Source organism: Campylobacter concisus, assembly GCF_002913715.1.
GTDB lineage: Bacteria > Campylobacterota > Campylobacteria > Campylobacterales > Campylobacteraceae > Campylobacter_A > Campylobacter_A concisus_AG.
On record NZ_PPCE01000009.1, the window covers coordinates 168,449 to 191,765 of the forward strand.

Here is a 23,317-nt window from a genome sequence, read left to right on the forward strand (position 1 = left end):
GAGTGAATATGAAAAATTTCTTTTTGTTTGTCTTAGCGGTATTTTTTGTTGGATGTGCTAACAGCACTCCAAATATCTCGGTCAAAACGAGCGATCCGATCTTTTTTACGCTTAATGAATCAAACAGAAGCGTCTATATAAATTTTAAAAATAGTGCGACCGGACAAGATGTAAATGCTGAAATTTTAAGCGAGTTTGCAAAGGCTGGCTTTAGAAATGAGCCAAATATCAAAAATGCCGACTTCATTATCCTTGGCGATGTACAAAGCTTTTCTAGGATAATCAAAAGAGATCCTAGATTTTCAATGGGAATGGGATATGGCTTTGGCAGACCAAGCTTTGGCTTTGGCTACTCGATGTTTTTCCCATTTGGCTATTACGATGATGATGACTTTAGCACGAATAGTTATACTTATCACATGCAAGTAAGCGTGCTAGTGCGTCCAAAAAATGGTGGCGAAAAGGCGACAAATATCTCGCTTATGCAAGCTGGCAATGTCTATTCGCCAAGCTATATCTGGCCGTTTTTTAAAGAACGCCTAGCAAAACAGATCGTTAGCTTTTTTTATAATGTCTCGCAAAAATAGGAGAAATTAGTAAATTTAAAAGGATTTAAATGCTAGTTGATGGAAGCTATGAAATTTCATCTTGTGATGATATTGAACTTGGTATAAAAAGAAGCTCTCCTCTCTCCTTTTATTCCTGTTATGACGATGCCAAGGATGCAAAAGCCCTTTTGGTGATTATCCCTGGGCTTGGAGAAGACTCTGACCTTGGATATAGAGCTAATCTTATGCAGACTATGGCAGAGACTTATGATGTTGCATGTATTAGTGTGGATTATCACTGCATAGGCAACCGCCCACAGCTTGGGGCGAAATTTGGACTTGATGATATAGATTGCGAAATCTTAACAAGAGAACTATCAAGTATAGGTATAAATTTACCAATTGATCTAAAAAGTATCGACTGCCACGAGAAGGTTGATTTGCTGCTTAAATTTCTTAGCAAAGAGATTACTATTCGAAAAGAGAGAGGTATTTTGCCGGCTGATTTTAGACTAAATGCTAGCATTACGATAGTGCCAACAAAAAATGAATATCAAAATTTTGGCGTTATGCAAGCAATGGATGTGCTAAATGCTGTGCTTTATACAAAAAAATATATAAATAATGCCAAATTTGAACATCTGCCAGTGATAATGGTAGGTAGCTCACATGGTGGATATCTGGCACATATGTGTGCTAAGATCGCTCCATGGCTAGTTGATGCTGTGATAGATAATAGCTCTTATGCCATATTTTTATGGCGTCTTATCGGCTTTGGTAAAGAGATAAATTTTACTAACTATTTTTGTTTTGGCACTGATACTTTGTATCAAAATTTATATATTTATTTTTTTGATAAGACCTACTGGACACTTAATGAAAAATCACCATACTATTTTATTGACGCAAGAGAAGAGATAAGAAACATCCTAAATTTAGATCATTTAAATGTTCAAAGCAGCTATAAAAAGCCAATTTACGTGAGCTATCACTGTATTTGCGATAAAGAAATAGCTCCAGCAAAGGATAAAATCGAGCTTTACGAGGCTCTTAAGAAGCTAAAATTTGACGCGACGCTTCATATGGTAAAAGATGAGAGTGAGGTTGATGGCAAATTTATAAAGTCTCTAATGCATGGAATGGGGATGTCTTATAAACTACTTTTACAAAAAGAGCTTCCCAGTATGATGGAGAAAACTTTATCTCAAAAAAACAAGAATAGCTGCAAGAGTATTGAGTATAAATGCGGCGATATGATCTATAAATTTAGTGAAGTCTTAGATCAAATAAATCTTGAAATTTTAGATATTGCTTAGTATTTAAAATAGTTAAAACTAGGCGCATAAAGACCTAGTTTTTATCAGTCATTATCTATCTCAAAGTCGTAAAATTCGCTTTCATACTCAACATTTCCTATTTTGCTGTATTGTATAAGAGCTGCTTTTATATTATCTATCTGCTGATACATTAGGCCAAGAGCTATTCTATTTTCGATAGCACTAGCATCATTTAGTTTTGTTAGCTCTAAAAGCGCGATTGCGTTTGATACTTTTCCAGCTCCTGTCGCAGCCACAGATGCTAAAAATAATGTGCTAGCGTCATTTACTTTAAACTCATCGATTGCTTGATTATAAAGTTTATAGCTCTCTTCAAAGTCGTTTGTAAAGATATCGACATAGGCTAGAGTTTGGATTAAATTTATATTCTTTGGAGCATTTTTTAGCTCGGCTCTTAACTTATCACGCTCTCTTGTAAGTAAGCCTGAAATTTGAAGTAGCTTGATGTATTGCTTTTTGATGATATCAGCGCCGTGATAGAAAGCGTTTGAATCAAGCTGCTTGCCATTAAAGTGAATTTGTATCGCTTTTGCATACTCTTTGACATTTTGCTCTTTGTTTTTCGAGATGAAATTTAAGATATTTGCAATAATATCATTTGGCAAAATTTTTAGTAGCTCATCAGCTTTCTTTGCCATTAGCTCGTCATTGTTTGTTACTTTTGCGATGATGATATCAAAGGCTAAATTTAGCATTGTCTGCTCTTTTGGCTCTTCAAGCCACCTTATCATCGCACTTTGGTTGCCGCTAACCAGGCTTAGAAGCGAGGCATATAAATTTACAGGCTTTAAACTCTTGTCATTTTCTAAATTTTCGCCGATCTCTTCAATGAGTTTTGGGTTCAAATTTCTATTTATATCTAGACAGATTGCCCCAAAAATACCTGCAAGATGGTTATTTACGTCCTGGTGATAGCTTGCTATGAAGTGTTTTGCAGCAAGGCTAAAATTTCCAAGCTGAGCGTAGCTTAGGGCGAGGTTGTATTGTAAGATAGAGTGATTTGGGTAAGTGCTGGCTAGCTCTTCAAACTCTTTATTTGCTTCCTTTAAGCGGTAGCTTAGTGCTTTTGCAATAGCTTCGCTAAGTTTTGCATTTACTCTTGAAGCAGCTGCACTTTGGCTAAGATAGTCATTTGCTGCTGATGTATCGTCTAAAAAGACGCTAACACCACCTTTTCTTATCTGCTCGATGCTCTGTTTTGCGTCAAAGACCTTGTAAGGTGCGAAGTAAAAAAGGGTCTCATAGCGCCTTGTTCTATCAAAAAACATATCGTCGCTAAAGTGCGCCTGAGCTAGGCTGACATCAAAAAGATCAGGCTTTAGTATCGTTTTTATCTTGTAAATTTTGCTTGGCAAAGAAGCATTGTAGTCGTAAACATCTTTGATAAATGCAGCCGCGTCGCCGTAGTCAGCAGTTTTTAGATCAATTAGTGCCTCAGTCATCTTGATAAGATCGATATTTGGCGTATTTTTAGAAGCTTTTGTTAAATAATCCCTTGCCTTGTCATATTTGCCAAGTCTTGCATAGAGCTGTGCTAGCGTGAAGTCGGTCTTAAATTCCTTTTGGCTCTCGAGTTTGGCTATTGCTCTCTCATCATCTCCAAGAAGTGATAAAATTTTTGCACTTAAATATGCATATTCGTTTTTATAATCTGTAGTATTTGGATGAGAAAGTGCTTGAAGCGCCTCGTAATAGTTGCCTTTATAATAATTTATAAGTGCGTAGTAATAGCTATAAAGTGGCGAGTTGTTTTCATACTGCAAAAATGATTCAGCAAGTCCTATGTAGTAGTTAAAATTTTTGGTGTTATTTAGCTCGAGTGAGCAAACGGCAGCGTTTATGGCGCTAACTGCTGTGTTTTCTCTATCAGTTATTGCTTTGTTAAAAGATACGATCGCCTCATCACATCTTTCTTGTTTCATCTGCGAAACACCGAGGTTGTAGTTTGAGAGAGACTGGTTATAAACAGCTATGTTTTCATAAATTTTTAGAGCCTCAAATTTATTGCCACGCTCATAAAGCTGATTGGCTTTATTTATCATTTCATCGATCTTTGAAGCGCCAAAATTTTGCGTTTGGTAGTTGTTTTCTATATTTTTTACGATACTTGCAGCATCTATGTTCTCTTTTTTGTCTTTCTTTAGCAAGATAACTAGCAAAACCACTATCAAGATGATAAGCACTAGAGCGACCACGCCTGCTATTATAAAGAGCTTTTTATTGCTCTTTTTTACAGGGATTGGCTCCGGGATGCTTTCATCTTGTAGCACGCCATCACTTGCGATACTCTCAAGCGAGACGATCTCTTCAGGTGTCTCGGCTTTTGCCTCTTCAGGCACTTCTTGCTCTGTTTGCTCGCCAGGTGGTTTTAAAACTACAACCTCTTCTTCAGCCACTACATATACCTCTTAAGAACTTCTGGAATTTCGATAGTGCCATCTGCTTTTTGATAGTTTTCCATGATGGCAATAAGCGTCCTACCCACAGCTAGACTCGAGCCATTTAGCGTATTTACAAGCATATTTTTCTTGCCATCTTTAAAGCGAATTTTTGCACGCCTTGCTTGAAAATCACGAGTATTAGAGATAGAGCTTATCTCGCGGTATTTGCCTTGACCAGGCAACCAAACCTCAAGGTCTATCGTCTTTGCCGCGCTAAAGCCAAGGTCACCACTGCAAAGAAGCATATGGCGGTGAGGAAGTCCAAGACTAGTTAGTAGATCGCTCGCGCACGCTACCATCTCATTTAGCACGTCTTCGCTTTGATTAGGCTTTGTGATGCTTACAAGTTCTACTTTTTCAAACTGGTGCTGACGGATCATACCCCTCGTATCACGTCCTGCTGAGCCCGCTTCTTGGCGGAAGCATGCTGAGTAGCAAGTCATCTTTATAGGAAGCTGCTCAGCTTCAATGATCGTGTCATTGTATAAATTTGTCACAGGCACTTCGCTGGTTGGGATGAGATAAAGATCCTCGTCGCGCACTTTGTAAAGATCCTCTTCAAATTTAGGCAACTGACCAGTGCCAAAAAGTGTATTTGAGCTTACTAGATAAGGGACATTTACAAGTTCAAAGCCACGTGAGCTGTTAAAGTCGATCATGTAATTAACAAGCGCTCTACTTAGCCTTGCTCCCATGCCGCGAAGCACGGTAAAGCGAGATCCTGAGAGCTTTGCACCCCTTTCAAAGTCAAGCCAACCAAGGCTCTCACCTAGCTCCCAGTGCTCTTTTGGCGTAAAGCTAAATTTAGTTGGCTCAAGCACCGTTTTTATGCAGACATTATCGTCCTCGTCCTTACCAAATGGCACGTCATCATCGGTGATATTTGGCACGTTAAATGAAATTTGCTCAAGCTTTTCTTCATATTGTTTAACGATCTCATCAGCATCAGAAAGTGCAGCTTTGTTTAAATTTAGCTCATTTTTAAGCTCACTTACGTCTTCACCTGCTCTTGCCTTTATGCCAAGCTCTTTACTCTTTGCATTTTGGATCGCTTGGAAATTTTCAAGTGCTTTACGTTTTTGTTTTAGCTCATTAAAAGTTTGTAAAAGCTCGTCAAGTAGCCCAGCTTTTACATTTTTTCCCTCAAGTTTTTTTACAAATTCATCGTAATTTGTCTCGAGTAGTTTTAAATTAATCATTCCGTATCCTTAAACCATAAACATAACTTTTGCAAAAAGTACGATAAAAACTGCCGCTGTTAGCGCAAATGGGTGAATGTTGCCAAGTGGGCTAGGGCGTTTAAATATAAATTTGCAGCTTAAATTTGTTATAACCGCAGCTACGATTAGCATCGCTAAGAAAAATTTGATCATAAAAATGATTTGTAAATTTGTCTCAAAGTAGCCTCCCGCCTTTGATCCGACCCAGTTACTCATCATCATGCCTCCAGTTAATACCAAAAGCAAGATACAAAGTGGCATTATCTTAATAGCAACTGATCCGATAGCTTGTTTTGCCTTTTGAACAAGCTCAGGTGGCATTTTTTTACAAGCTGCCTTAAAAATGATTACATCAAAAAAGAGGTAACCAACAAAAATGATTGCACAAAAAAGATGAATTATTTGTGCGTATGGATATAAATTTTGCATATTTTTTCCTTTATTAATAAATTCCGACTGCTTCACGAACTTTTTTTATTGTTGTTTGAGCAACATTACTTGCCTTTTTGGCTCCTATTTCTAAAATTTCAGACACTTCGCCAGGATTATTTTGATAATGCTCAAATTTCTCTCTCGCATCTTTAAAATAGCCCCAAATAAGCTCATTTAGATAAGCTTTAAAGTGCCCGTGACCCTCGCCACCACGCTCATATCTAGCTTGAAGCTCTTTTTGTCCACTCTCGTCTAAAAAAAGTTTGGCGATATTATAGACGTTGCAGTTTTGCCACTGTTTTGGCTCTTCAAGCGGTGTGCCATCAGTCACGATGCTAGAAATTTGCTTTTTAAGCGTTTTAGCATCGGCAAAGATGTCGATTGTATTGCCATAGCTTTTGCTCATCTTTTCACCGTTTGTGCCAGGCACGGTAGCTACATTTTCATCGATCTTTGCCTCAGGCAATGTAAAAATTTCTCCATGCTCGTTGTTAAATTTTATCGCGATATCACGTGCGATCTCTACGTGCTGGATCTGATCCTTGCCTACGGGTACGATCTGCGCATTATAAAGCAAAATGTCAGCTGCCATCAAAACTGGATAGCTAAAGAGTCCGTGGTGCGAACTAAGACCTTTCGCGACCTTGTCTTTATAACTATGTGCGCGCTCAAGAAGCCCCATAGGCGTATGCTGGCTTAGCACCCAGTAAAGCTCAAGCACGTCTTTAACGTCACTTTGCACCCAAAATATACTTTTATTTGGATCAATCCCAAGTGCCAAAAACGCACACGCAGCCTCAAAAGTGTTTTGCTTTAGGGCTTTGGCCTCGCTAAGGCTCGTCATCGCGTGGTAGTTTGCTATAAACATAAACATCTCATTTTGCTCTTGCATATCAACCATCTGCTTTATCGAGGCAAAGTAGTTGCCAAGGTGTAGTTTGCCGGAGGGTTGGAGGCCGGTTAATACTCTCATCTTATCCTTTCAAATTTTGGCTTTAATTTTTTTGCTTATGCTTCGTTGAAATTTTATTTTCAAGCTCAGCAGACTATGCGTCTAGTCTTCGCTTAAAAATAAAATTTTGCCTCGCCTAAATAAAAAATCTTTGCCAAAAGCTTTTAAATTTTAACATCACGTTAGACTTTATAGTCCAGCTTAATCTTAAAATTTTTACTACACAACTCTCGTCACTTTAGCGTTGCGAACAAAGTGAAGCAAAAAATCATCTTACGATACTTCACTAAAATTTCTAACTATAAAACGTTAAATTTTGCTCAGACATCACAAATTCCAACACCACACCAGATAGCCATCTAGCCTGATCTTAAAAATTTATCGTTGCAAGCAGCAATCACGCTACTTTACAACTAAATTTTTAAAAGCATCCTTATCTCTTTTACGATTTGCTTTGGAGTTTTACCCTCGACTTCGACGATGTAATCAGCCTTTTTCTCATAAAGCTCCTCTCGCTCCAGATGTAACGCCTCGGCTCTTTTTAGATCACTTAAAAGTGGACGTTTGGCAAGTTTTTTCTCGCTATTTTTACTATTTTTTAGTCTTTGCATGATCGCATCAAAACTAGCTTTTAGATAGATCACGGTGCCAATTTTCTTTAAATTTTTAACCTTCGCAAAGCCTCCGCCAGTTGAGATGATTGCATTTTTGACATTTGTTGCTAGAAATTTAGCCAGATCCTTTTCAAGCTGCCTAAAATGCTCCTCTCCGTACTCTTCAAAGATAGCTTTTATCTTCATATTTTGTGAGCTCTCCAGTAAGTCGTCGCAGTCAAGGTTCATCGTCTTTAAAGCCTTGCTAAGCGCCCTTGCGGTCGTGCCTTTGCCAACGCCCATAAATCCTATCAAAACGATATTATTATTCTTTGTTTTCATCGCTCTCTCCACGTTTTTTAGGGATTAGCACGATAGGCACGCCAGTTAGATTAAAACCCTCTCTAAGTTTGTTTGTTAGATAGCGTTTGTAGCTAAAGTGTAGGCATTTTGGACGGTTCATTATAAGTGCTATCATGATGGGTGCAGTCTTAAACTGCACTGCGTAGTAAATTTTTACAACTCTGCCTTTATCTCGTGGCAGTGGGTGCGCTTTGGTCGCTTCGCCGATCACTTCATTTAGCTTTGAAGTTTGAATTTTTTGAGTGTAGTTTTTATAAATTTCAACTATGAGCGGGTAAATTTTATGCACTCTTTTGCCACCAAGTGCCGAAACACTGATAATCGGCGCGTATGCTAAGAATTTAAACCTATCCTTTATCTCTCTACAAAGCTCGTCAAATTCTTCGCTGCTTTTATCCCATTTGTTTAGCACGATGATGACGCCGAGCTCAAATTTAGAGGCGATACCAGCGATACGCTCATCAAGCTCGGTTAGTGGCTCAGAGCTATCAAGTACAAGTAGCGCAACGTCTGTCTCTTCTAAAATTTTCTCAGTTCTATTTAGCGCGTATCTTTCGATACCCTCGATCTTTCCACGCTTTCTAATACCAGCAGTATCTACAAACTCAAAAACTCTGCCATCATGCTCGTAAATTTCATTAACTGGATCAATCGTAGTGCCTGCCACGTCGCTAACGACGGCGCGACTCTCTTTTACAAGAGCATTTAGGAGTGAGCTTTTGCCGACATTTACGCGGCCTATGATGCCAACTCTAATGTTTTTGCTCTCATAGTCTATCTCGTCGCTTAGCTCGCCCTCGTCGTTATAGTTTTCTAAAAAATCATCAAAATCTTCGCTCGTATCGGCCTTTATCTGTACTTTGTCTTCTATATGCTTTGCTAGCCACATGCTAAGCTCATCTATGCCTGTGTTGTGACTTACGGAAATTCCAAAGGAATTTTTAGCGCCAAAGCTTACAAATTCCCACTCTCTTTGTTCGTCTTTTTTGCTGTCTATTTTGTTGATGACTAGAGCGATTGGTAAATTTAGCTTGCTAAGCTCGTAAAAAATAGCTCTATCCTCGTCATCTGGCATCATTTTGCCATCGACCATGTATAAGATGACGTCTGAATTTCTAGCCTCTGCCAAGGTCTTTGCTTTTACATTTTTAAAAAGCTCGCTACTATCATCAAGGCCGCCGCTATCAATTAAAATGCACTCTTTGCCCTCAACCTCGATCTTAGCTTTGTTCGTATCTCTTGTGGTGCCGCTAACATCGCTTGTTATAGCGATACGACGACCAGCTAAGCGGTTAAAAAGTGAGCTTTTGCCGACATTTGGCTTGCCTACTAATATTACTTTTTGCAAATTTTGTCCTTTTCGTGATGGCTGATTATACAAATTTTTGACTTATATAAAGTATAAAAATTTGCTTAAAAGCGCCAAAATAAAAGAAAAAATCAACCAAAATTTAAGCCACTTTTCATTAAAATGGCTACTTTAAATTTAAAGGTCTTGTGATGTTAAAAAGGTTTTATATTTCGCATCTTGGCATTTTTTATATGCTCTTTGCTTGCTTTATGTTTGCCGTTACTGGCGCATTTGCAAAGTATCTTAGCAAAGATATGCCATCTATCGAAGTTGTATTTTTTAGAAATTTAATAGGCCTTTTTATCGTTATTTATGCCATTTATAGATTTCCATTTAAGCAAGCTGGTGGACACTTTTTCTTGCTGATGTTTCGTGGTTTTGTGGGCACTGTCGCACTTTTTGCTTTTTTTTACAATGTCGCTCATGTAAATTTGGCCACAGCTTTTACATTTCAAAAGACAAATCCAATCTTTACAGCTATCCTCGCAGCCTTTATTTTCAAAGAGCGTCTAAGCTCACTTGGCTGGTTTGCTGTATTTTTGGGATTTGGTGGAATTTTGCTTGTTATCCAGCCAAATTTAGGCATAAGCAAGACTGATATTATCGGTGTTTGGAGCGGCCTTGGAGCGGCGATCGCATACACAAGTGTAAAGGAGCTAAACAAGAGCTACGGTACAAATGTTATAGTGTTAAGTTTTATGCTTTGGGGCTCTTTTTTGCCACTTATTTGCATGGGTTTGGCAGAATTTTTCATCTATGAGCCACTTGATTTTTTGTTTTCAAAATTTAGCATGCCAAGCTGGTATAACGTTGTTTTTATCTTGCTAATGGGGCTTAGCGGATATTTTTTTCAGTCGTACATGACAAAGGCGTTCGCGGTTGGCAAAAAGGCTGGAGTGATCGCTGCGGTTAGCTATGCAGATGTCATTTTTACGCTTATAATTGGCTATTTTATGGGTGATGTATTGCCAAATCAAACGGCACTTTTAGGTATCTTGCTAGTAATAGTGAGCGGAATTTTAGTTGTTAAAGAAAAATAAGGCGATACTATGAAAATAGAAATTGGAGAATCTTTATTTTATTCTTGGCTTCGCCATGTTAAAGAGTGCCAAATAGTGCAAACTAACTGGAAAATTTCTCCAAAATGGGAGATAAAATTTTCAGACGAGTTAGAAAATATAATGTCAAAAACAGATGAGCTTTTTTCTAGCAAATATGGATATAAAATTTATAAACAAAATACCTCATTAAAACAACTTTTGCAACAAGCAGAGTGTGATGCACTAGGCGTTTGTATGAGTGATGGAGTTAGTGAAATTTATGCAGTTGATGTTGCTTTTCATGAGTCTGGACTAAACTACGGCGGTCTTGATGAGACGGTAGCTAGAGTAGTAAAAAAATGTCTTAGAACCGCCATGTGTGTTTATGGATATTTTGGTGTTAAAAAAGCAGAAATTATCTTTGCATCCCCTAAAATAAATAGACAAATTTTAGATGCCTTGTGCCCTTGTTTTGTTGATATAAACAACATAATGCAAGAGATGGGATTTGAATTTGACTTTAGAATAATAGCAAATAGCGATTTTTCAAATTTAGTTTTAGAACCTATTTTGGAGGTAAGTGGTAATGTGGCCGATACAGCGGAGCTTTTTATGCGTTCTTACCAGATGCTATCCTTGTTTGATAAAAAGGAGCTAAAAAGTATTGAAAAAGTCGAAAAAGAGAAACGAAAAATAATCTCAAATACTTATCAATCTTCCAAAGAATATATTGACAACAAAAATAATCAAGATGAATACGCAGAGCTAAAAGTCGGACAAATAGCGCGTATCATAATGAGAGAAATTTTAGAAAGTGGTAGGGTGGGCGCGGAAGAGATAAGTAGACTACAAAGCGAAAAATATAGTAAAGATTATCTTGGGTTAAACTATGCGGCATTAGTTAAAGCAGACGGCGAATATGAAAAAGTTCGCTATTATACGGATCCGATACTAATAAATGGAATATACTATAAACTTTGCTCTCAATGGTATGAAACGTCTGCAAACGACGATAGACCGCTTTTGATAGATTGGATTAGAAAATTTAGGGAAAAATAAAGGAGAAAAAATGATACTCATAGCAGGGCCTTGCGTCATCGAGAGCGAGCAGCTCGTTTTTGACGTGGCAAAAAGGCTGGTTAAATTTAACGAAGATAAGCGGATAGATTTTTATTTCAAATCAAGCTTTGACAAGGCAAATCGCACGAGTATAAGCTCGTTTCGCGGGCCAGGGCTGGAGAAGGGTTGCGAAATTTTAGCCAAGGTCAAAAAGGAATTCGGCTTTAAAATTTTAACCGATATCCACGAGAGCTATCAGGCCGCGCCAGTAGGCGAAGTGGCCGACGTACTGCAAATCCCCGCGTTTTTGTGCCGCCAGACCGATCTGCTCGTGGCCGCGGCTAAGACAAAAGCGGTGGTAAATATCAAAAAAGGGCAGTTTTTGGCCGCGTCTGCGATGAAGCACTCGGTGAAAAAAGTGCTAGAAACGCGCGGCGTAAAGGGCGAGGGATACGAGGTCGCTAAACAAAACGGAGTGTGGCTAACGGAGCGAGGCAGCACCTTTGGCTACGGAAATTTAGTCGTAGATATGCGAAATTTGGTGCTTATGAGGGAGTTTGCGCCGGTGATTTTCGACGCGACGCATAGCGTGCAGATGCCGTCGGCTTTGGGTGAGAAAAGCGGCGGGGACGCGAGATTCGTGCCTTATCTAGCGCGAGCTGCGGCTGCTGCGGGCGTGGACGGATTTTTTTACGAGACGCATATTAATCCTTGCGAGGCGCTTTGCGACGGGCCGAATATGCTAAATTTGGACGAGCTAGACGCAAATATCGCTCAAATTTTTAAGATAAAAGACGCCCTAGGCGATGCAAACTAAGGGCTTTTTGTGGGTATTAGGCGGCGCGGTCGCCGAGTGCGGCTGGGCGTACGGGCTAAAACACGCCCAAAACGCCATAGGATTCGCGCTTACTGCCGCGTTAGTCTGCGTTAGCTTCGTATCGTTTATGAAGGCTATGAAATACTTGCCCGTTAGCGTCGCATATACCGTATTTGTGGGATTTGGAGCGTTTTTTATCGTAGTCGCCGAAAGCGTTAGCGAATACGGCTCAAGCGGCCAGGCGCCCGATCCCTTGCGGCTATTTTTCATAGCGACGCTGATCGCGGGCGTGCTGGGGCTAAAAAGGCTAAAATCTTGACGCACGTTTTAGCTCTTTTAGCGGCCGGGTGCTGCGAGGTTTTGGGCGTATTTTTTCTAACCAAATTTCAAAAAAGCGTCGGCGTGAAAAAGGCGGCGAATTTTTTGATTTTAACCGCTAATTTCACCATTTCGCTCTGGCTTTTGAGCTACGCGATGCAGGCGATGGCGATGTCGGTAGCGTACGCGATTTGGACGGGTATCGGAGCGATCGGAGCCGTGGGCGTCGGAGTGATTTTTAACGGCGAAAAAATGAGCGCGCAAAAGGCGTTTTACCTATCGCTAATAACGCTAAGCGCGGTAATGTTAAAGATAATTTAAAGGAGAAATCATGAAAATAATCGAAGGAAATTTAGCTCTAAAAGGCGGCGAGAAGGTCGCCATAGTGGGCGCGAGGTTTAATCATATCATCACCGATAGGCTAGTCGAAGGCGCTAGGGACGCGTTTTTGCGTCACGGCGGGGACGAGGCGAATTTGAGCCTCATTTTGGTGCCGGGCGCGTTTGAGATACCGATGGCGCTAGAAAAGGCGCTAGCCAGCGGTAAATTTGACGCAGTTTGCTGCGTGGGAGCGGTGATCCGCGGCTCTACGCCTCACTTTGACTACGTAAGTGCTGAGACCACCAAGGGCATCGCAAACGTCACGCTAAAATACGGCAAACCGGTGACCTTTGGCGTACTAACGGTAGATAGCATCGAACAAGCCATCGAGCGAGCGGGCTCAAAGGCTGGAAATAAGGGCTTTGAAGCGATGACGGGCGTGATCGAGATGCTAAGCTTATATAAAAATTTGGAGGCGTAAAATGGCGACTCGTCATCAGGTTAGGCAGGCCGTTGTTTCGCTGCTCTACTCAAATGAGATAAATCCGGTAACTGCTGCATTTGAAGAGGAATTTCTAGAAGAGAAAAAGATAAGAAACGAGCGAAAAAGTGAGGCACAGCAGACTTTTAAAGAGGTGCTCGCAAATAAAGAAAAACTAGATGAAATTTTAAAGCCATATCTAAAAGACGGCGATTTTAGTAAGGTTGGTGCGACTGAGCTTGCCATCCTTAGACTTGGGCTTTATGAGATGAAATTTAGCCAAACTGATAAGGCTGTCATCATAAACGAAGCGATCGAGCTTGCGAAAGAACTTGGAAGTGATCAGGCGCCAAAATTTATAAATGGCGTACTTGATAAGCTAAAGGGCGATCTGTGAAGCTCTGCGTCGCACTTGATATGGCTAGTTGTGAAGAGAACTTAGCCCTTGCTAGTGAGCTAAAAGGGCTTGATCTTTGGCTAAAAGTAGGGCTTAGAAGCTATCTTAGGGATGGGGCAAAATTTATAGAAGAGCTAAAAGGACTTGGAAATTTTAAAATTTTCCTCGATCTAAAGCTCTATGATATCCCAAATACGATGGCGGATGCGGCTGAAGTCGTCTCAAAAATCGGCGTAGATATGATAAATGTGCATGCTAGCGCTGGTGAACGCGCGATGAAGACAGTTATGGATAGACTAGCTGGTCTTGGAAGCCGTCCTTTGGTGCTCGCAGTGTCGGCACTTACTAGCTTTAGTGAGAGCGAGTTTGACGCTGTTTATAACGATACGATCGCAAGAGCTGTTAGAAAATTTAGCCAGATGAGTTTTGAAGCAGGACTTGATGGAATGGTCTGTTCCGTTTTTGAAAGTAAACTCATCAAAGATGTTACAAATGAGAAATTCATCACTCTTTGCCCTGGCGTTAGGCCTTTTGGAGAGAGTGCTGGAGATCAAAAAAGAGTAGCAAACTTAGTGAGTGCAAAGCAAGAGGGTAGCGACTTTATCGTTGTTGGTAGGCCGATTTATGAGAATGTAAATCCAAGAGAAATTTGTGAACGAATTTTGGAGCAAATTTAAAATTTGAACTTGTGTGAAGTGGTTTTTAACTAAGCTTTTTTACAAAATGTTGCGTGAAGATGACATCAAAGCGAAGTGAGGAACTAAATTTGAGTGATTTTAAGAAAATCCTCTTGTTGGCTGAGCGGCTAAAGCGTATCTACTAGCACTTGGTTAAGGATATCGCTTTACTAAATGGCGCGAATCATAGCAAGATGTTCGAGTGCACAAAGGCGTTTGGTCGCGGTAGCGATAGGCGTTTTTATATGTTTTATCGTATGATTTGCTACTACGCCAATACGCCGCACCTAGACAAAGCCAAGCTAAAATGGTAGCTTTGGAAGGATTAAATTTGCAAATTTGACTTGTGGAGAGTCGTTTAAATTTGAGTAGTTTTGCGCGGCTATTTTTCTATGGGAGAGTGGCAGGCGCGAAAATGTAAATTTAAGCAAGATATCAGCGGCGTTCAATTATAATGCGATTTCTTTTTATGGACAGATGGGTGAGTGGCTGAAACCACACCCCTGCTAAGGGTGCAGCTCTTAATCGGGGCTCGAGGGTTCAAATCCCTCTCTGTCCGCCACTACTTATAGATAATCATAAATTTTTATTATTGTTTAACATTATTTTTTGAACATCTTTATATAAAATTTTCTGCGTTAGAAAATTGCTTAACTATATAAGTAAATTTTCATGACAATCGCACATTTTTAGAAAATATAATTTTTTTGGTTATATTGTTGTTTCAAACTAATTAAAAATATCTTAAATTAAGTTTTTATTATAAAAAATATTATATTTTGCTTAATTAATTATATTGATAATCAAAAAGCCATTTTTTGATAAAAGCTTATAATTCGCTTTTTACAAACTATTGACATTTGGAATTTATATATTTAATTAATATATTTTTTTCTTAAAAGATAAAATTTCTCACATAAAGTTATATCCTATAAAGATAGTATATAATCACGCAAAAATTTAAATAATACAAAAAATAATAATAAGGAGTAATCTTGGCTAAAGAAGCTGGAGTAGTAAAATTTATTAGTGGCAAGGCGGTCGCTATCGATCAAAATGGAAATGAGAGAGAGCTAAAAGTAGGTGACATCCTTTATATGGGAGAGAGCATCAAGACAAGTGATGCCGCTGATAAAATAACAATTGTTTCAAATAATGGAAAAGAGATTACAATTGTAGGCAATGATACACTTGCGTTAAATCAAAGCACCATAGGCGCGGAAGGCTTGGCAGATGTTAGTGATTTGCAAAATGCTATTTTAAATGGTGGAGATCTAACAAAACTTGAAGAGACTGCTGCTGGTGGAAACACTGCTGCTGGTGGTGGAGATGGTGTTAGCCTAAGTGACGCTAAATTTGCTGAGGGTGGCCACTATTCAAATATTAATGCAACATATAGAAATTTAAGTGATGCAAACAGAGCTTTTGCATCATACGATAGCCCAATAGGCGGCTACAGAGATGGCAATGATGACGATGATACTATAATCCCAGGTACGCCAACTGTTAAATTTATAAATGATATAAATGGTAACCACACTTTAAGCAGAGTAGAGCATGGAAATGATACAAATATAAATACATCTAAAGTTCTTATCACTGTACCAAATGACGGCACAGTAAGAGCTGGCGATGTGCTAAAAATCACTGTAACTGACCCAAATGGCAATGAAACTACAACAAACGTAACCATCACTCCAGCTATCATAACTAATGGCTATCCAATAGATGTACCTGTAGAGCCAGGTAAAAACTCAAAAGTAGAAGCAAGCGTTACAAATTTCCAAGGCAACACTAGCGGCAGCAGTGAAGATCATGTAACTCCTACAAAATCAAGTGTGAGCGTTGAATTTACAGAAGATAAGAGCCCAGATGATGGATTTTTAACATATACAGAAAATAAAAATGATGGTAAACAAAATGAGTCGCCAGTAACTATAACTGCAACAGACGTTATCCCTGGCGATATTCTTCACGTTACTCTAACAAAACCAGATGGTACAGTAACACCTTTACCACCTATTAACCATCAATGCTACTGACATAGTAAATAATACTTTTACTAAAATCATCTCTGACATGCCAGTTGCTGAGGATAAAATTTCAAAAGTAGAAGCTTATGTTACTGATAGTACAAATTCTAACATTTGGAAGAGCGATATAGCAACTGATGAAGTAACTCCAGATGTAAGACCGACTTTAACATTTACTGAAGATGGTGACAACAATGGCTTTCTAACAGACGCAGAAAATAAAGGAACAGATGGAAATTTTAGAACTTCACCAGTAGATATAACTCTTCCAAAAGATGTAGTAGCAGGCGATAAGATCGTTATAACTTATACTGATCCTTTGAACCCTACAGGACCAAAAAAAGATTTGAAAATCGACCTTACTGATGAAATGATTACAAATCACAAAGTAACTGGCATTGAGCTTCCGATATTCCCAGGTGTGAAGACTGAAGCTAGCGTTCATGTTGTTGATAAAGATGGCAACCAAAAGAGTGAAGAGTCGGCTCCAGATAGTGTAACGCCTCAAACTATAAAGATGGATATGAATTTACCAGAACAACAAACTCTTCATGAAATTTCAAGACAAGAGAGCGTTAGTAACTATGAAAAAACATATGATGGAGTAAAGATAGATCTAGGTGATCAAAAAGTAAATCACACAACCGCAAAGATCACATTACCAAACAGAATTGATGATGGCGATATACTTACACTCCATGTAACTAAACCTGATGGAAATATGTATGATAGAAATTTCAAGATACACATGAATGACAAAGGCGTTATAACAAGTGTAGATGAAGTTGATAATGCAGATCGTGTTATTGGTAAATATAATACTGCAAAAAATAATTTCTTTAAAGAAGACACCAATCAATGGGCTATTAAAGTAGGTGGTTTTGAGCTAGAGAATGGAAAAGATACAAAGATAGAAGCTAAAGTTACGCACCCCACACATACAACAAATCCGTATTTACCTACTGAAGTAGATATCGAATCGGCTAGTTTAGAGCATGTAAAAAAACCTGAAGTTATCTTTGAAGAAGCTAAAGGTGCCAAGAGCATGACTAGAGAACAAGCTATCAGCGACCATGATCTTAATAGCACAACAGTTACCATCAAGCTTCCTAAAAATGCTGTAAATGGGGATAAAATAAATGTGACTATAAAAAATCCAGACGGAACTACCGAATATAAACACTATACTGTTGAAAAAGATGCTACTGGCAAGCTAACTGGTATAACAAATGATGATAACGCTAGTGATCATGCAACTATAAGTGGTAATAGCTTTAAAATTCCTGGTATCAAAACAGCAACTGGTGAAGAAACTAAAGTAACAGCTGAAATAGTAGATAGTGATGGTAGTATCCAACATGCTGAAAGTTCAAATAGCGTTACGATAGCTGGTTTAAATGATATGGCTGTAAGATTTGTAGAAGATGGTGATGGCAATGTATCTCTAACAAGAGCTGAGAGCATGAAAGATGGCAACCTAAAAGAAACTACAATCGCAGTAAAAGTGCCAAATAATGTTATAGCTAATGATATAGTAACTGTAACAATAAATGGCGCTTCGCCTAAAATTTATAAGGTTACAGGTAAAGATAATCAAGGTAAGATCACACTAGAAGATACTTCTGATGGTACTCTTAAAACCGTAAATGATAAAAATGAGTTTGAGATTAAAGGCGTTCATATAGAAGCTGGTAAGCCTATCAAAGTAACTGCAGAGACTACTGATGCAAGTGGTGGTAAAAAAGCTGAAGCACAAAATCACAATACTCTCGAAAAGCTTCACGACGATATGAAAATCACTTTTGATGCAGATGATGGTGATGGTATCCTAGGTAATGCGGAAGCAACTGGAACCAAAACTATGACAACCATTAAACTACCTTCAAATTTTGTTGATGGTGATAAGCTTAAAATAATAAACAGCACAGGCAATACTAGTTTCCCTGAGGAAAGTTATACGATACACAAAGATAGTAATGGCGTTGTTACTGTTACAAATGATAATGGAGGCACCCCTTTAACAGTAAATGGCAATGCAGTTAAATATCCTCTAACAAATTTACAAAATGGTGAAAAGACTATCATCACTGCTAAAGTAACTGGTGCTGCTGGCGATGTATCAGAGACAAAGAGTGACATCATCCTTGATACAGGAAACGGCTCTGGAACAAGATTTAGACTACTTATCGATGAAGATAAAGATAGAAATGGCGTACTTGATAGAGAAGAAGCTATGAAAGATGGAAAACTAAATACAACTTCTGCTACACTTGAGATCCCAAATACTGTAAATAATGGAGATATCATAACGGTCAAAGCAACTGGGAAAAATCCTGAAACTTATACAGTTGTCAAAGATGGTAGCGGAAACATATCTCTAAAAGATGCGGCTAACAATACTGTCGCTCTGCCAGGTAATAAGCTAAAAATTGACGGCGTTAGTATAAAAGAAAATAGCCCAGCTAAAGTAGATGTTACTATTAGGGATCATGCAACAGGTAAAGAAAAAGAAGCAACTGCTGAAGCTAAACTAGAAACATTTGACGCTGCAAATTTAAAGGTTGAATTTAAAGAAGATAATGCAAGCAGAGATGGCAAGATAGATAGAGATGAAGCTGTGTCAGTTGATGGCGTAAAAGTAACAACTATAAGCGTTCAAGTGCCATATAATGTTATAAGTGGAGATAAAGTATCTGTAGTTATAAATGAGCCACAAGCTGATGGCACTACATCAACTAGACCTCCTATAAACTATACTGTTTCAAAAGCTCCTAATGGCGACATATCACTAGTAGATGCGAATAATGTTTCCCATCCTTTACGCAATAATACTATTGAGATTAGTGATGTCAAAATGCTGCCAGGCAAAGAAACCACTGCAACTGCAACAATAACAAACGCTGCTGGCGGTATGTCTGCTAGTCGTGAAGCAAGCGCTAAACTTGCACCTTTAAGTGAAGCGGGATTAAGTGTAAGCATAGTTGCTGATAAAAATGATAATGGCATTATCTCAAGAGATGAGTCAGGTAGTAATACTTCAAAGGTTTATGTTTCTATTCCGGGAAGTGTTATAGCTGGTGATAAGATACATGTTACAGTAACAAAACCTGGTGAAACAACCAATGCAGTAGACAAAAAATATGAAGTCGAGAGCAAAGATGTCAATGGCAATATAACATTAAAAGACGTGACAGATCCTAATCATTCTTTTACTATTGTTGATGAGAATAACAATCCAAAGAAATTTAATGCAAGCAATCCTCTCGAGCTTGATGCAGCTATCGCAGTTGGCAAAGATAAAGATACAGTAGCAAAAGTAACTCTAACTGATACATTTGGTGAGTCAGTGAGCACGACAAAAATAGATCAGGATGGTAATGAGATTAATGTTAAAGCACATGCTGAAATCGATGCTATTAGAGGTATCATGTTTAATAAAGATATAAAAACCTCAGAAAGTGGCGAAAAATCTACTACGGTCAAAGTTTATCTTAATGAAGATGCTAGAGAAGGGGATACGGTAGAGTTTAAATACACTAATCCAGACAATCATACACCAACCAAGACTGCAACACATACTCTATCAGCTGCAGATATAGCAAAAGGCACATTTGATCAAGAGCTTGATATCAATGCAAGATCAGCCTATGATCTAAATGTTAAAGCCTCACTTAAGACTTCTGGTGGTTTAGAGTCTAAGTCTTATGAACCTCATGAACCATTTCATATAGATGTTAAAGACTATACAGTTAAATTTGACGCAAGTAAAGATATGAAAGGTGGCAAAGGCAACGATACTTTGGTTTTTGATGGCGACAAAGTTGACTTTAACAACATTTCTAATCTTGATTCAAAAGTAGAAAGCTTTGAAAATATTGAGCTTAAAGGAAAGACAGAGATCAAATTTAATGTACAAAATATCCTTGATATCACTGATAACCATGATACGGTGCTTAAGATAAAAGGTGGTGATGTTGATGCTAATGGCAATAAAATCACAAAAGTTGATCTAGATCACAAATGGGATCGTGACTCTAACTACGACGCTAGTGGCTTTAAAGGCTACTCAAGCATAGATCAAATAAATGGAAAAACTATCCATATCCAAATAGACGACAAAATCCACACCGATCTTTAATCCCAAAAATGAGTGCGTAAATTCGCACTCATTTCAAACTCAAACTCACATTATTTTTTAAGTCTTGTTTTACTAATATTTGCTCCTTAAAGGAGAAAATATGAAAAATTTAATAGCCGTTATTATAGTTATTGCTGCACTTGCTTTTGGCGCTTTTAAGTATATAAATTCATTTGTTGCACTTGATGAAAATGTAAATGCAAAGTGGTCGCAGGTGTTAAATCAATATAAAAGAAGAGCCGAGCTTGTGCCAAATTTAGTTGAGACTGTAAAAGGCTACGCAGCTCATGAGCAAAAAATTTTTGAAGATGTGGCAAATGCTAGAAGTAAGAGCATGCAAGTAAGCGTTGATGCAAGTGGTCTTAGTGATGAAGCTAAGATGAAAGAATTTATGACAGCACAAAGCTCATTTGGCTTGGCTCTTGGCAGGCTTATGGCAGTTAGCGAGAACTATCCAGAGCTAAAAGCAAATCAAAATTTCTTATCTCTTCAGAGTCAGCTTGAAGGTACGCAAAACCGCATAAGCGTAGCAATGCATGATTATATCGAAGCTGTAAAAGAGTATAACGTAGCCCTTAGAAGCTTTCCAAATAAATTTATAGCAAGTGCTTTTTATCCTGAGCTAAAGCCAAAACAAAATCTTGAAATAAGCAACGATGAGAAGATAAATCCAAAAGTTTCATTTGAGAAATAATGAAGAAAATTTTTGCTCTTTTATTTTTTGCATTTTGCTTTTGTTTTGCCATAAATTTTAACGAGCAGATAAATGATGAGGCTCAAATTTTCTCTAAAAATGAGAAAGCTGAGCTTTTAACCTTAGTGCAAAATTACGAGCAAAATAGTACGACGCAAATTGCTATCGTGACACTTAAATCACTAGAAAATAAAAGCATAGAAGAGATCTCTCTTGAGGTGGCTAGAGGCTACAAGCTGGGACAAAAACAAAGCAGTAATGGAGTGCTTTTAATAATCGCTCCAAACGAGAGAAAAGTACGCATAGAAGTTGGTTATGGGCTTGAAGGCGTACTAACTGACGCTATATCAAGCCAGATCATAAATGATGTGATAGTGCCTAAATTTAAGCAAGGCGATATGGGCGGTGGCGTCATAGAGGGCATAAGAGCCATCATAAAGGTAGCTAGTGGCGAAGAATTTGAAAGCGTGAGTGATGATGAAGAGATACCATTTGGAATAGTTGCCTTTTTTGCTGGCATGATTTCGTGTTTTATTTCTGGCTTTTTAGGTAAATTTTTTATGCGAATTGGCTTTAGTGCGTGTTTTGCAGGACTGATATCTACGGTATTTGAGCAATTTTTTGGCGTGCAAAATTACTTCATTGTCTTTGCCATTGTGTTTGTAATATTTTTTATTATTTTAAAAAATGCCTTTAAAAAAAATACTCAAGGCAAAAATACACACAGTGACTTTAGGCGCGATAGATCAGACTCAAATAGCAGTGGTAGCGGCCATTCAAGCAGTTCAAGAGGTGGTGGCTTTAGTGGCGGCGGAGGCGGTTTTGGCGGAGGCGGAGCAAGTGGCAGCTGGTAAAATCACATCAAAGATTAGCTTGTAAAGCTCAAACCCTTTAAAATATATAAAAATTTAGGAGCAAAGATGCTAGCTGGCGAGCTACTTAAAAGCCATTTTGCTAAATTTGATCTGGTGGCGGTGCTTAGTAAATTTTTAGAGCAAAGTCATTTTGATAAAGAAAAATTTGATCTACTTAAACAAAATAACTTTAAAAATTTAGATAAAAATATAAAGCAAGAGATAGTTGAGGCTGCTGGTTTTAAAGAGTTTTTTGATAAGAAATTTCAGAGCTTTTTATGCGAGATTATGCAAAGTAAAGTTTTGATTGTTTCTGGCAAAGAGTATAAATTTAGCGAGCTTGAAATTTATACTTGTTTTGACGCAAATACCTACAAAAGGCAGTGTGAGGCAGGAGAGATTTACTTTCACAACTTTGGCTTTGATATATCTTTTAAAAGCGAGCCATCGCTTTATGGTGGCATTTTAGTAAGAAGCCTAAAGCCCTTAAACGGGCAAAATTTTATCTTTGGGCCAAGAAAATGTGCCTTGCATATCTTAAATGGCAAAATAAATAATTTAAATTTTGATCTAAAAGAGGCTGATCTTAGAAAAGATAAGATTACTTTTACGCCACGTATTAGATCATTTAGTGATAAAAATCAGCAAGAAAATGATCGCCTTAGAGCATTTACTGCTGAGTTTGAAAAAGCCTTAGAATTTGATGAAAATTATAAAAAGAGATTAAATGCCTATAAAAAGGGGTGAAATTCGTCTTTTTATCAGCTTTTGCGGTGATAAATTTAGCCCAAAAATGCTAGATAAAAAAGATTGCAGAAGAGTAAAAAAATACCCAAATTTAATAAAACAAAACTCATTTAAAATATCTCGCTACTTAAAATTTAAAGCAAAGATGCGAGGCAAAATCTGTCTTTCTCATAAAGAAAATATCGCAGTTTTAGCCATTTCAAAAGAAAAGATCGGAGTCGATGTAGAAGAGCTAAAGCAGAGAAATTTTAACTCAGTAGCTAGCTTTTGCTTTACAAAAGATGAGAGTAAAAATTTGGCAAATGCAAAAGATAAAACTCAAAAATTTTATGAAATTTATACTGCAAAAGAGGCGATTTTAAAGCTTAAAAATTTATCGTTTAGCGATCTTGGTACTACCAGCTACGATGAAATGGCAAAAAAATACTTAATTATTAATAATTCATTTATTATTTGCCTTGCATTTAAGCAATGCAAAGATATAATTATTAAACTTTTGTAATT

General features: G+C 38.0%; 24 protein-coding genes and 1 tRNA gene. 18 read left to right on the forward strand and 7 right to left on the reverse strand.

The genetic code is table 11. The annotated features are described in order from the left end of the window. Positions 1-8 precede the first annotated feature (8 nt). Both CYO92_RS04800 and CYO92_RS04805 read left to right on the forward strand, forming a co-directional pair. Positions 9-587 carry a hypothetical protein gene (locus CYO92_RS04800; RefSeq protein ID WP_103588860.1) on the forward strand — a complete coding sequence of 193 codons (579 nt, stop codon included), beginning with the start codon at positions 9-11 and terminating at the stop codon, positions 585-587. Between the two features lie 29 nt (positions 588-616). Continuing rightward, complete coding sequence (locus tag CYO92_RS04805; protein ID WP_103588861.1) at positions 617-1,864, forward strand: DUF2920 family protein; 1,248 nt, start codon at positions 617-619, stop codon at positions 1,862-1,864. Between the two features lie 44 nt (positions 1,865-1,908). Here the strand turns inward: CYO92_RS04805 and CYO92_RS04810 are convergent, their stop codons facing one another. The 6 genes from CYO92_RS04810 to der form a co-directional block, all read right to left on the reverse strand. Next, on the reverse strand, positions 1,909-4,281 hold the full coding sequence (locus tag CYO92_RS04810; RefSeq protein ID WP_103588862.1) for a tetratricopeptide repeat protein: 2,373 nt from the start codon (positions 4,279-4,281) through the stop codon (positions 1,909-1,911). Beyond that, entirely contained in the window at positions 4,281-5,525 is a 1,245-nt protein-coding gene (serS, locus tag CYO92_RS04815; protein ID WP_103588863.1) for a serine--tRNA ligase, read from the reverse strand. Before serS ends, CYO92_RS04810 begins: the two co-directional genes overlap by 1 nt. Positions 5,526-5,534: 9 nt before the next feature. Beyond that, complete coding sequence (locus CYO92_RS04820) at positions 5,535-5,975, reverse strand: copper resistance protein CopD (protein ID WP_103588864.1); 441 nt, start codon at positions 5,973-5,975, stop codon at positions 5,535-5,537. Between the two features lie 13 nt (positions 5,976-5,988). Next, on the reverse strand, positions 5,989-6,951 hold the full coding sequence (trpS, locus tag CYO92_RS04825; RefSeq protein ID WP_103588865.1) for a tryptophan--tRNA ligase: 963 nt from the start codon (positions 6,949-6,951) through the stop codon (positions 5,989-5,991). 392 nt (positions 6,952-7,343) lie between these two features. Then, a complete protein-coding gene (locus CYO92_RS04830; RefSeq protein ID WP_054196151.1) occupies positions 7,344-7,865 on the reverse strand; it encodes a shikimate kinase in 522 nt (173 codons plus the stop codon). Beyond that, positions 7,849-9,234 (reverse strand): ribosome biogenesis GTPase Der, encoded by a 1,386-nt coding sequence (gene der, locus CYO92_RS04835; protein WP_103588866.1) that lies wholly within the window; start codon positions 9,232-9,234, stop codon positions 7,849-7,851. The genes CYO92_RS04830 and der overlap by 17 nt, the downstream gene beginning before the upstream one ends. Before the next feature lie 152 nt (positions 9,235-9,386). On the opposite strand from der, the gene CYO92_RS04840 reads away from it, so the two are divergent. The 9 genes from CYO92_RS04840 (at position 9,387) to CYO92_RS09330 (ending at position 14,661) form a co-directional block, all read left to right on the forward strand. Further along, on the forward strand, positions 9,387-10,277 hold the full coding sequence (locus tag CYO92_RS04840) for a DMT family transporter (protein WP_103588867.1): 891 nt from the start codon (positions 9,387-9,389) through the stop codon (positions 10,275-10,277). A gap of 9 nt (positions 10,278-10,286) precedes the next feature. Continuing rightward, positions 10,287-11,336, forward strand: coding sequence for a hypothetical protein (locus CYO92_RS04845; protein ID WP_103588868.1), 1,050 nt, complete (start codon positions 10,287-10,289; stop codon positions 11,334-11,336). A 10-nt stretch (positions 11,337-11,346) separates the two neighbouring features. Continuing rightward, entirely contained in the window at positions 11,347-12,153 is an 807-nt protein-coding gene (gene kdsA, locus CYO92_RS04850; protein ID WP_103588869.1) for a 3-deoxy-8-phosphooctulonate synthase, read from the forward strand. Further along, positions 12,143-12,472 (forward strand): DMT family transporter, encoded by a 330-nt coding sequence (locus tag CYO92_RS04855; protein ID WP_103588870.1) that lies wholly within the window; start codon positions 12,143-12,145, stop codon positions 12,470-12,472. Before kdsA ends, CYO92_RS04855 begins: the two co-directional genes overlap by 11 nt. Further along, on the forward strand, positions 12,469-12,792 hold the full coding sequence (locus CYO92_RS04860; protein ID WP_103588871.1) for a DMT family transporter: 324 nt from the start codon (positions 12,469-12,471) through the stop codon (positions 12,790-12,792). Before CYO92_RS04855 ends, CYO92_RS04860 begins: the two co-directional genes overlap by 4 nt. Before the next feature lie 10 nt (positions 12,793-12,802). Further along, positions 12,803-13,273 carry a 6,7-dimethyl-8-ribityllumazine synthase gene (gene ribH / locus CYO92_RS04865; RefSeq protein WP_021090940.1) on the forward strand — a complete coding sequence of 157 codons (471 nt, stop codon included), beginning with the start codon at positions 12,803-12,805 and terminating at the stop codon, positions 13,271-13,273. 1 nt (position 13,274) lies between these two features. Then, positions 13,275-13,670, forward strand: coding sequence for a transcription antitermination factor NusB (gene nusB, locus CYO92_RS04870; protein WP_021090843.1), 396 nt, complete (start codon positions 13,275-13,277; stop codon positions 13,668-13,670). After that, a complete protein-coding gene (gene pyrF, locus CYO92_RS04875; RefSeq protein WP_103588872.1) occupies positions 13,667-14,347 on the forward strand; it encodes an orotidine-5'-phosphate decarboxylase in 681 nt (226 codons plus the stop codon). The genes nusB and pyrF overlap by 4 nt, the downstream gene beginning before the upstream one ends. Positions 14,348-14,496: 149 nt before the next feature. Next, positions 14,497-14,661, forward strand: a complete 165-nt coding sequence (locus CYO92_RS09330; RefSeq protein ID WP_180997845.1) for a hypothetical protein — start codon at positions 14,497-14,499, stop codon at positions 14,659-14,661. On the opposite strand, the gene CYO92_RS09335 is transcribed toward CYO92_RS09330, so the two are convergent. Then, positions 14,650-14,796: a hypothetical protein gene (locus tag CYO92_RS09335; protein WP_180997846.1), complete on the reverse strand. Its 147-nt coding sequence runs from the start codon at positions 14,794-14,796 to the stop codon at positions 14,650-14,652. The two genes, CYO92_RS09330 and CYO92_RS09335, sit on opposite strands and share 12 nt — an antisense overlap. 22 nt (positions 14,797-14,818) lie before the next feature. On the opposite strand from CYO92_RS09335, the gene CYO92_RS04880 reads away from it, so the two are divergent. The 7 genes from CYO92_RS04880 (at position 14,819) to CYO92_RS04905 (ending at position 23,315) form a co-directional block, all read left to right on the forward strand. Continuing rightward, positions 14,819-14,909 (forward strand) — tRNA-Ser (locus CYO92_RS04880). Positions 14,910-15,342: 433 nt separating this feature from the next. Then, positions 15,343-16,389 carry a retention module-containing protein gene (locus tag CYO92_RS09235; protein WP_180997868.1) on the forward strand — a complete coding sequence of 349 codons (1,047 nt, stop codon included), beginning with the start codon at positions 15,343-15,345 and terminating at the stop codon, positions 16,387-16,389. Positions 16,390-16,426: 37 nt separating this feature from the next. Then, the gene (locus tag CYO92_RS04885; RefSeq protein WP_180997869.1) at positions 16,427-20,518 is read left to right on the forward strand and encodes a hypothetical protein; all 4,092 of its coding nucleotides are present in this window, start codon (positions 16,427-16,429) and stop codon (positions 20,516-20,518) included. Between the two features lie 100 nt (positions 20,519-20,618). Then, positions 20,619-21,212: a LemA family protein gene (locus CYO92_RS04890; RefSeq protein ID WP_103588873.1), complete on the forward strand. Its 594-nt coding sequence runs from the start codon at positions 20,619-20,621 to the stop codon at positions 21,210-21,212. Next, positions 21,212-22,066 carry a TPM domain-containing protein gene (locus CYO92_RS04895; RefSeq protein ID WP_103588874.1) on the forward strand — a complete coding sequence of 285 codons (855 nt, stop codon included), beginning with the start codon at positions 21,212-21,214 and terminating at the stop codon, positions 22,064-22,066. The genes CYO92_RS04890 and CYO92_RS04895 overlap by 1 nt, the downstream gene beginning before the upstream one ends. Positions 22,067-22,132: 66 nt before the next feature. Then, a complete protein-coding gene (locus tag CYO92_RS04900) occupies positions 22,133-22,813 on the forward strand; it encodes an ABC transporter substrate-binding protein (protein ID WP_103588875.1) in 681 nt (226 codons plus the stop codon). Beyond that, on the forward strand, positions 22,794-23,315 hold the full coding sequence (locus CYO92_RS04905) for a 4'-phosphopantetheinyl transferase family protein (protein ID WP_103588876.1): 522 nt from the start codon (positions 22,794-22,796) through the stop codon (positions 23,313-23,315). Before CYO92_RS04900 ends, CYO92_RS04905 begins: the two co-directional genes overlap by 20 nt. The last annotated feature ends 2 nt before the right edge of the window (positions 23,316-23,317 follow it).

Excerpts from the sequence above, each read along its gene's own strand:
- CYO92_RS04805 (WP_103588861.1), top strand. The coding sequence starts at position 617 with ATGCTAGTTGATGGAAGCTATGAAATTTCATCTTGTGATGATATTGAA.
- CYO92_RS04820 (WP_103588864.1), bottom strand. The coding sequence starts at position 5,975 with ATGCAAAATTTATATCCATACGCACAAATAATTCATCTTTTTTGTGCA.
- CYO92_RS04855 (WP_103588870.1), top strand. The coding sequence starts at position 12,143 with ATGCAAACTAAGGGCTTTTTGTGGGTATTAGGCGGCGCGGTCGCCGAG.
- trpS (WP_103588865.1), bottom strand. The coding sequence starts at position 6,951 with ATGAGAGTATTAACCGGCCTCCAACCCTCCGGCAAACTACACCTTGGC.
- CYO92_RS04895 (WP_103588874.1), top strand. The coding sequence starts at position 21,212 with ATGAAGAAAATTTTTGCTCTTTTATTTTTTGCATTTTGCTTTTGTTTT.
- CYO92_RS04840 (WP_103588867.1), top strand. The coding sequence starts at position 9,387 with ATGTTAAAAAGGTTTTATATTTCGCATCTTGGCATTTTTTATATGCTC.
- CYO92_RS04800 (WP_103588860.1), top strand. The coding sequence starts at position 9 with ATGAAAAATTTCTTTTTGTTTGTCTTAGCGGTATTTTTTGTTGGATGT.
- CYO92_RS04885 (WP_180997869.1), top strand. The coding sequence starts at position 16,427 with ATGCCAGTTGCTGAGGATAAAATTTCAAAAGTAGAAGCTTATGTTACT.
- CYO92_RS04890 (WP_103588873.1), top strand. The coding sequence starts at position 20,619 with ATGAAAAATTTAATAGCCGTTATTATAGTTATTGCTGCACTTGCTTTT.
- nusB (WP_021090843.1), top strand. The coding sequence starts at position 13,275 with ATGGCGACTCGTCATCAGGTTAGGCAGGCCGTTGTTTCGCTGCTCTAC.
- CYO92_RS04830 (WP_054196151.1), bottom strand. The coding sequence starts at position 7,865 with ATGAAAACAAAGAATAATAATATCGTTTTGATAGGATTTATGGGCGTT.
- CYO92_RS04905 (WP_103588876.1), top strand. The coding sequence starts at position 22,794 with ATGCCTATAAAAAGGGGTGAAATTCGTCTTTTTATCAGCTTTTGCGGT.
- serS (WP_103588863.1), bottom strand. The coding sequence starts at position 5,525 with ATGATTAATTTAAAACTACTCGAGACAAATTACGATGAATTTGTAAAA.
- kdsA (WP_103588869.1), top strand. The coding sequence starts at position 11,347 with ATGATACTCATAGCAGGGCCTTGCGTCATCGAGAGCGAGCAGCTCGTT.
- CYO92_RS04845 (WP_103588868.1), top strand. The coding sequence starts at position 10,287 with ATGAAAATAGAAATTGGAGAATCTTTATTTTATTCTTGGCTTCGCCAT.
- CYO92_RS04900 (WP_103588875.1), top strand. The coding sequence starts at position 22,133 with ATGCTAGCTGGCGAGCTACTTAAAAGCCATTTTGCTAAATTTGATCTG.
- ribH (WP_021090940.1), top strand. The coding sequence starts at position 12,803 with ATGAAAATAATCGAAGGAAATTTAGCTCTAAAAGGCGGCGAGAAGGTC.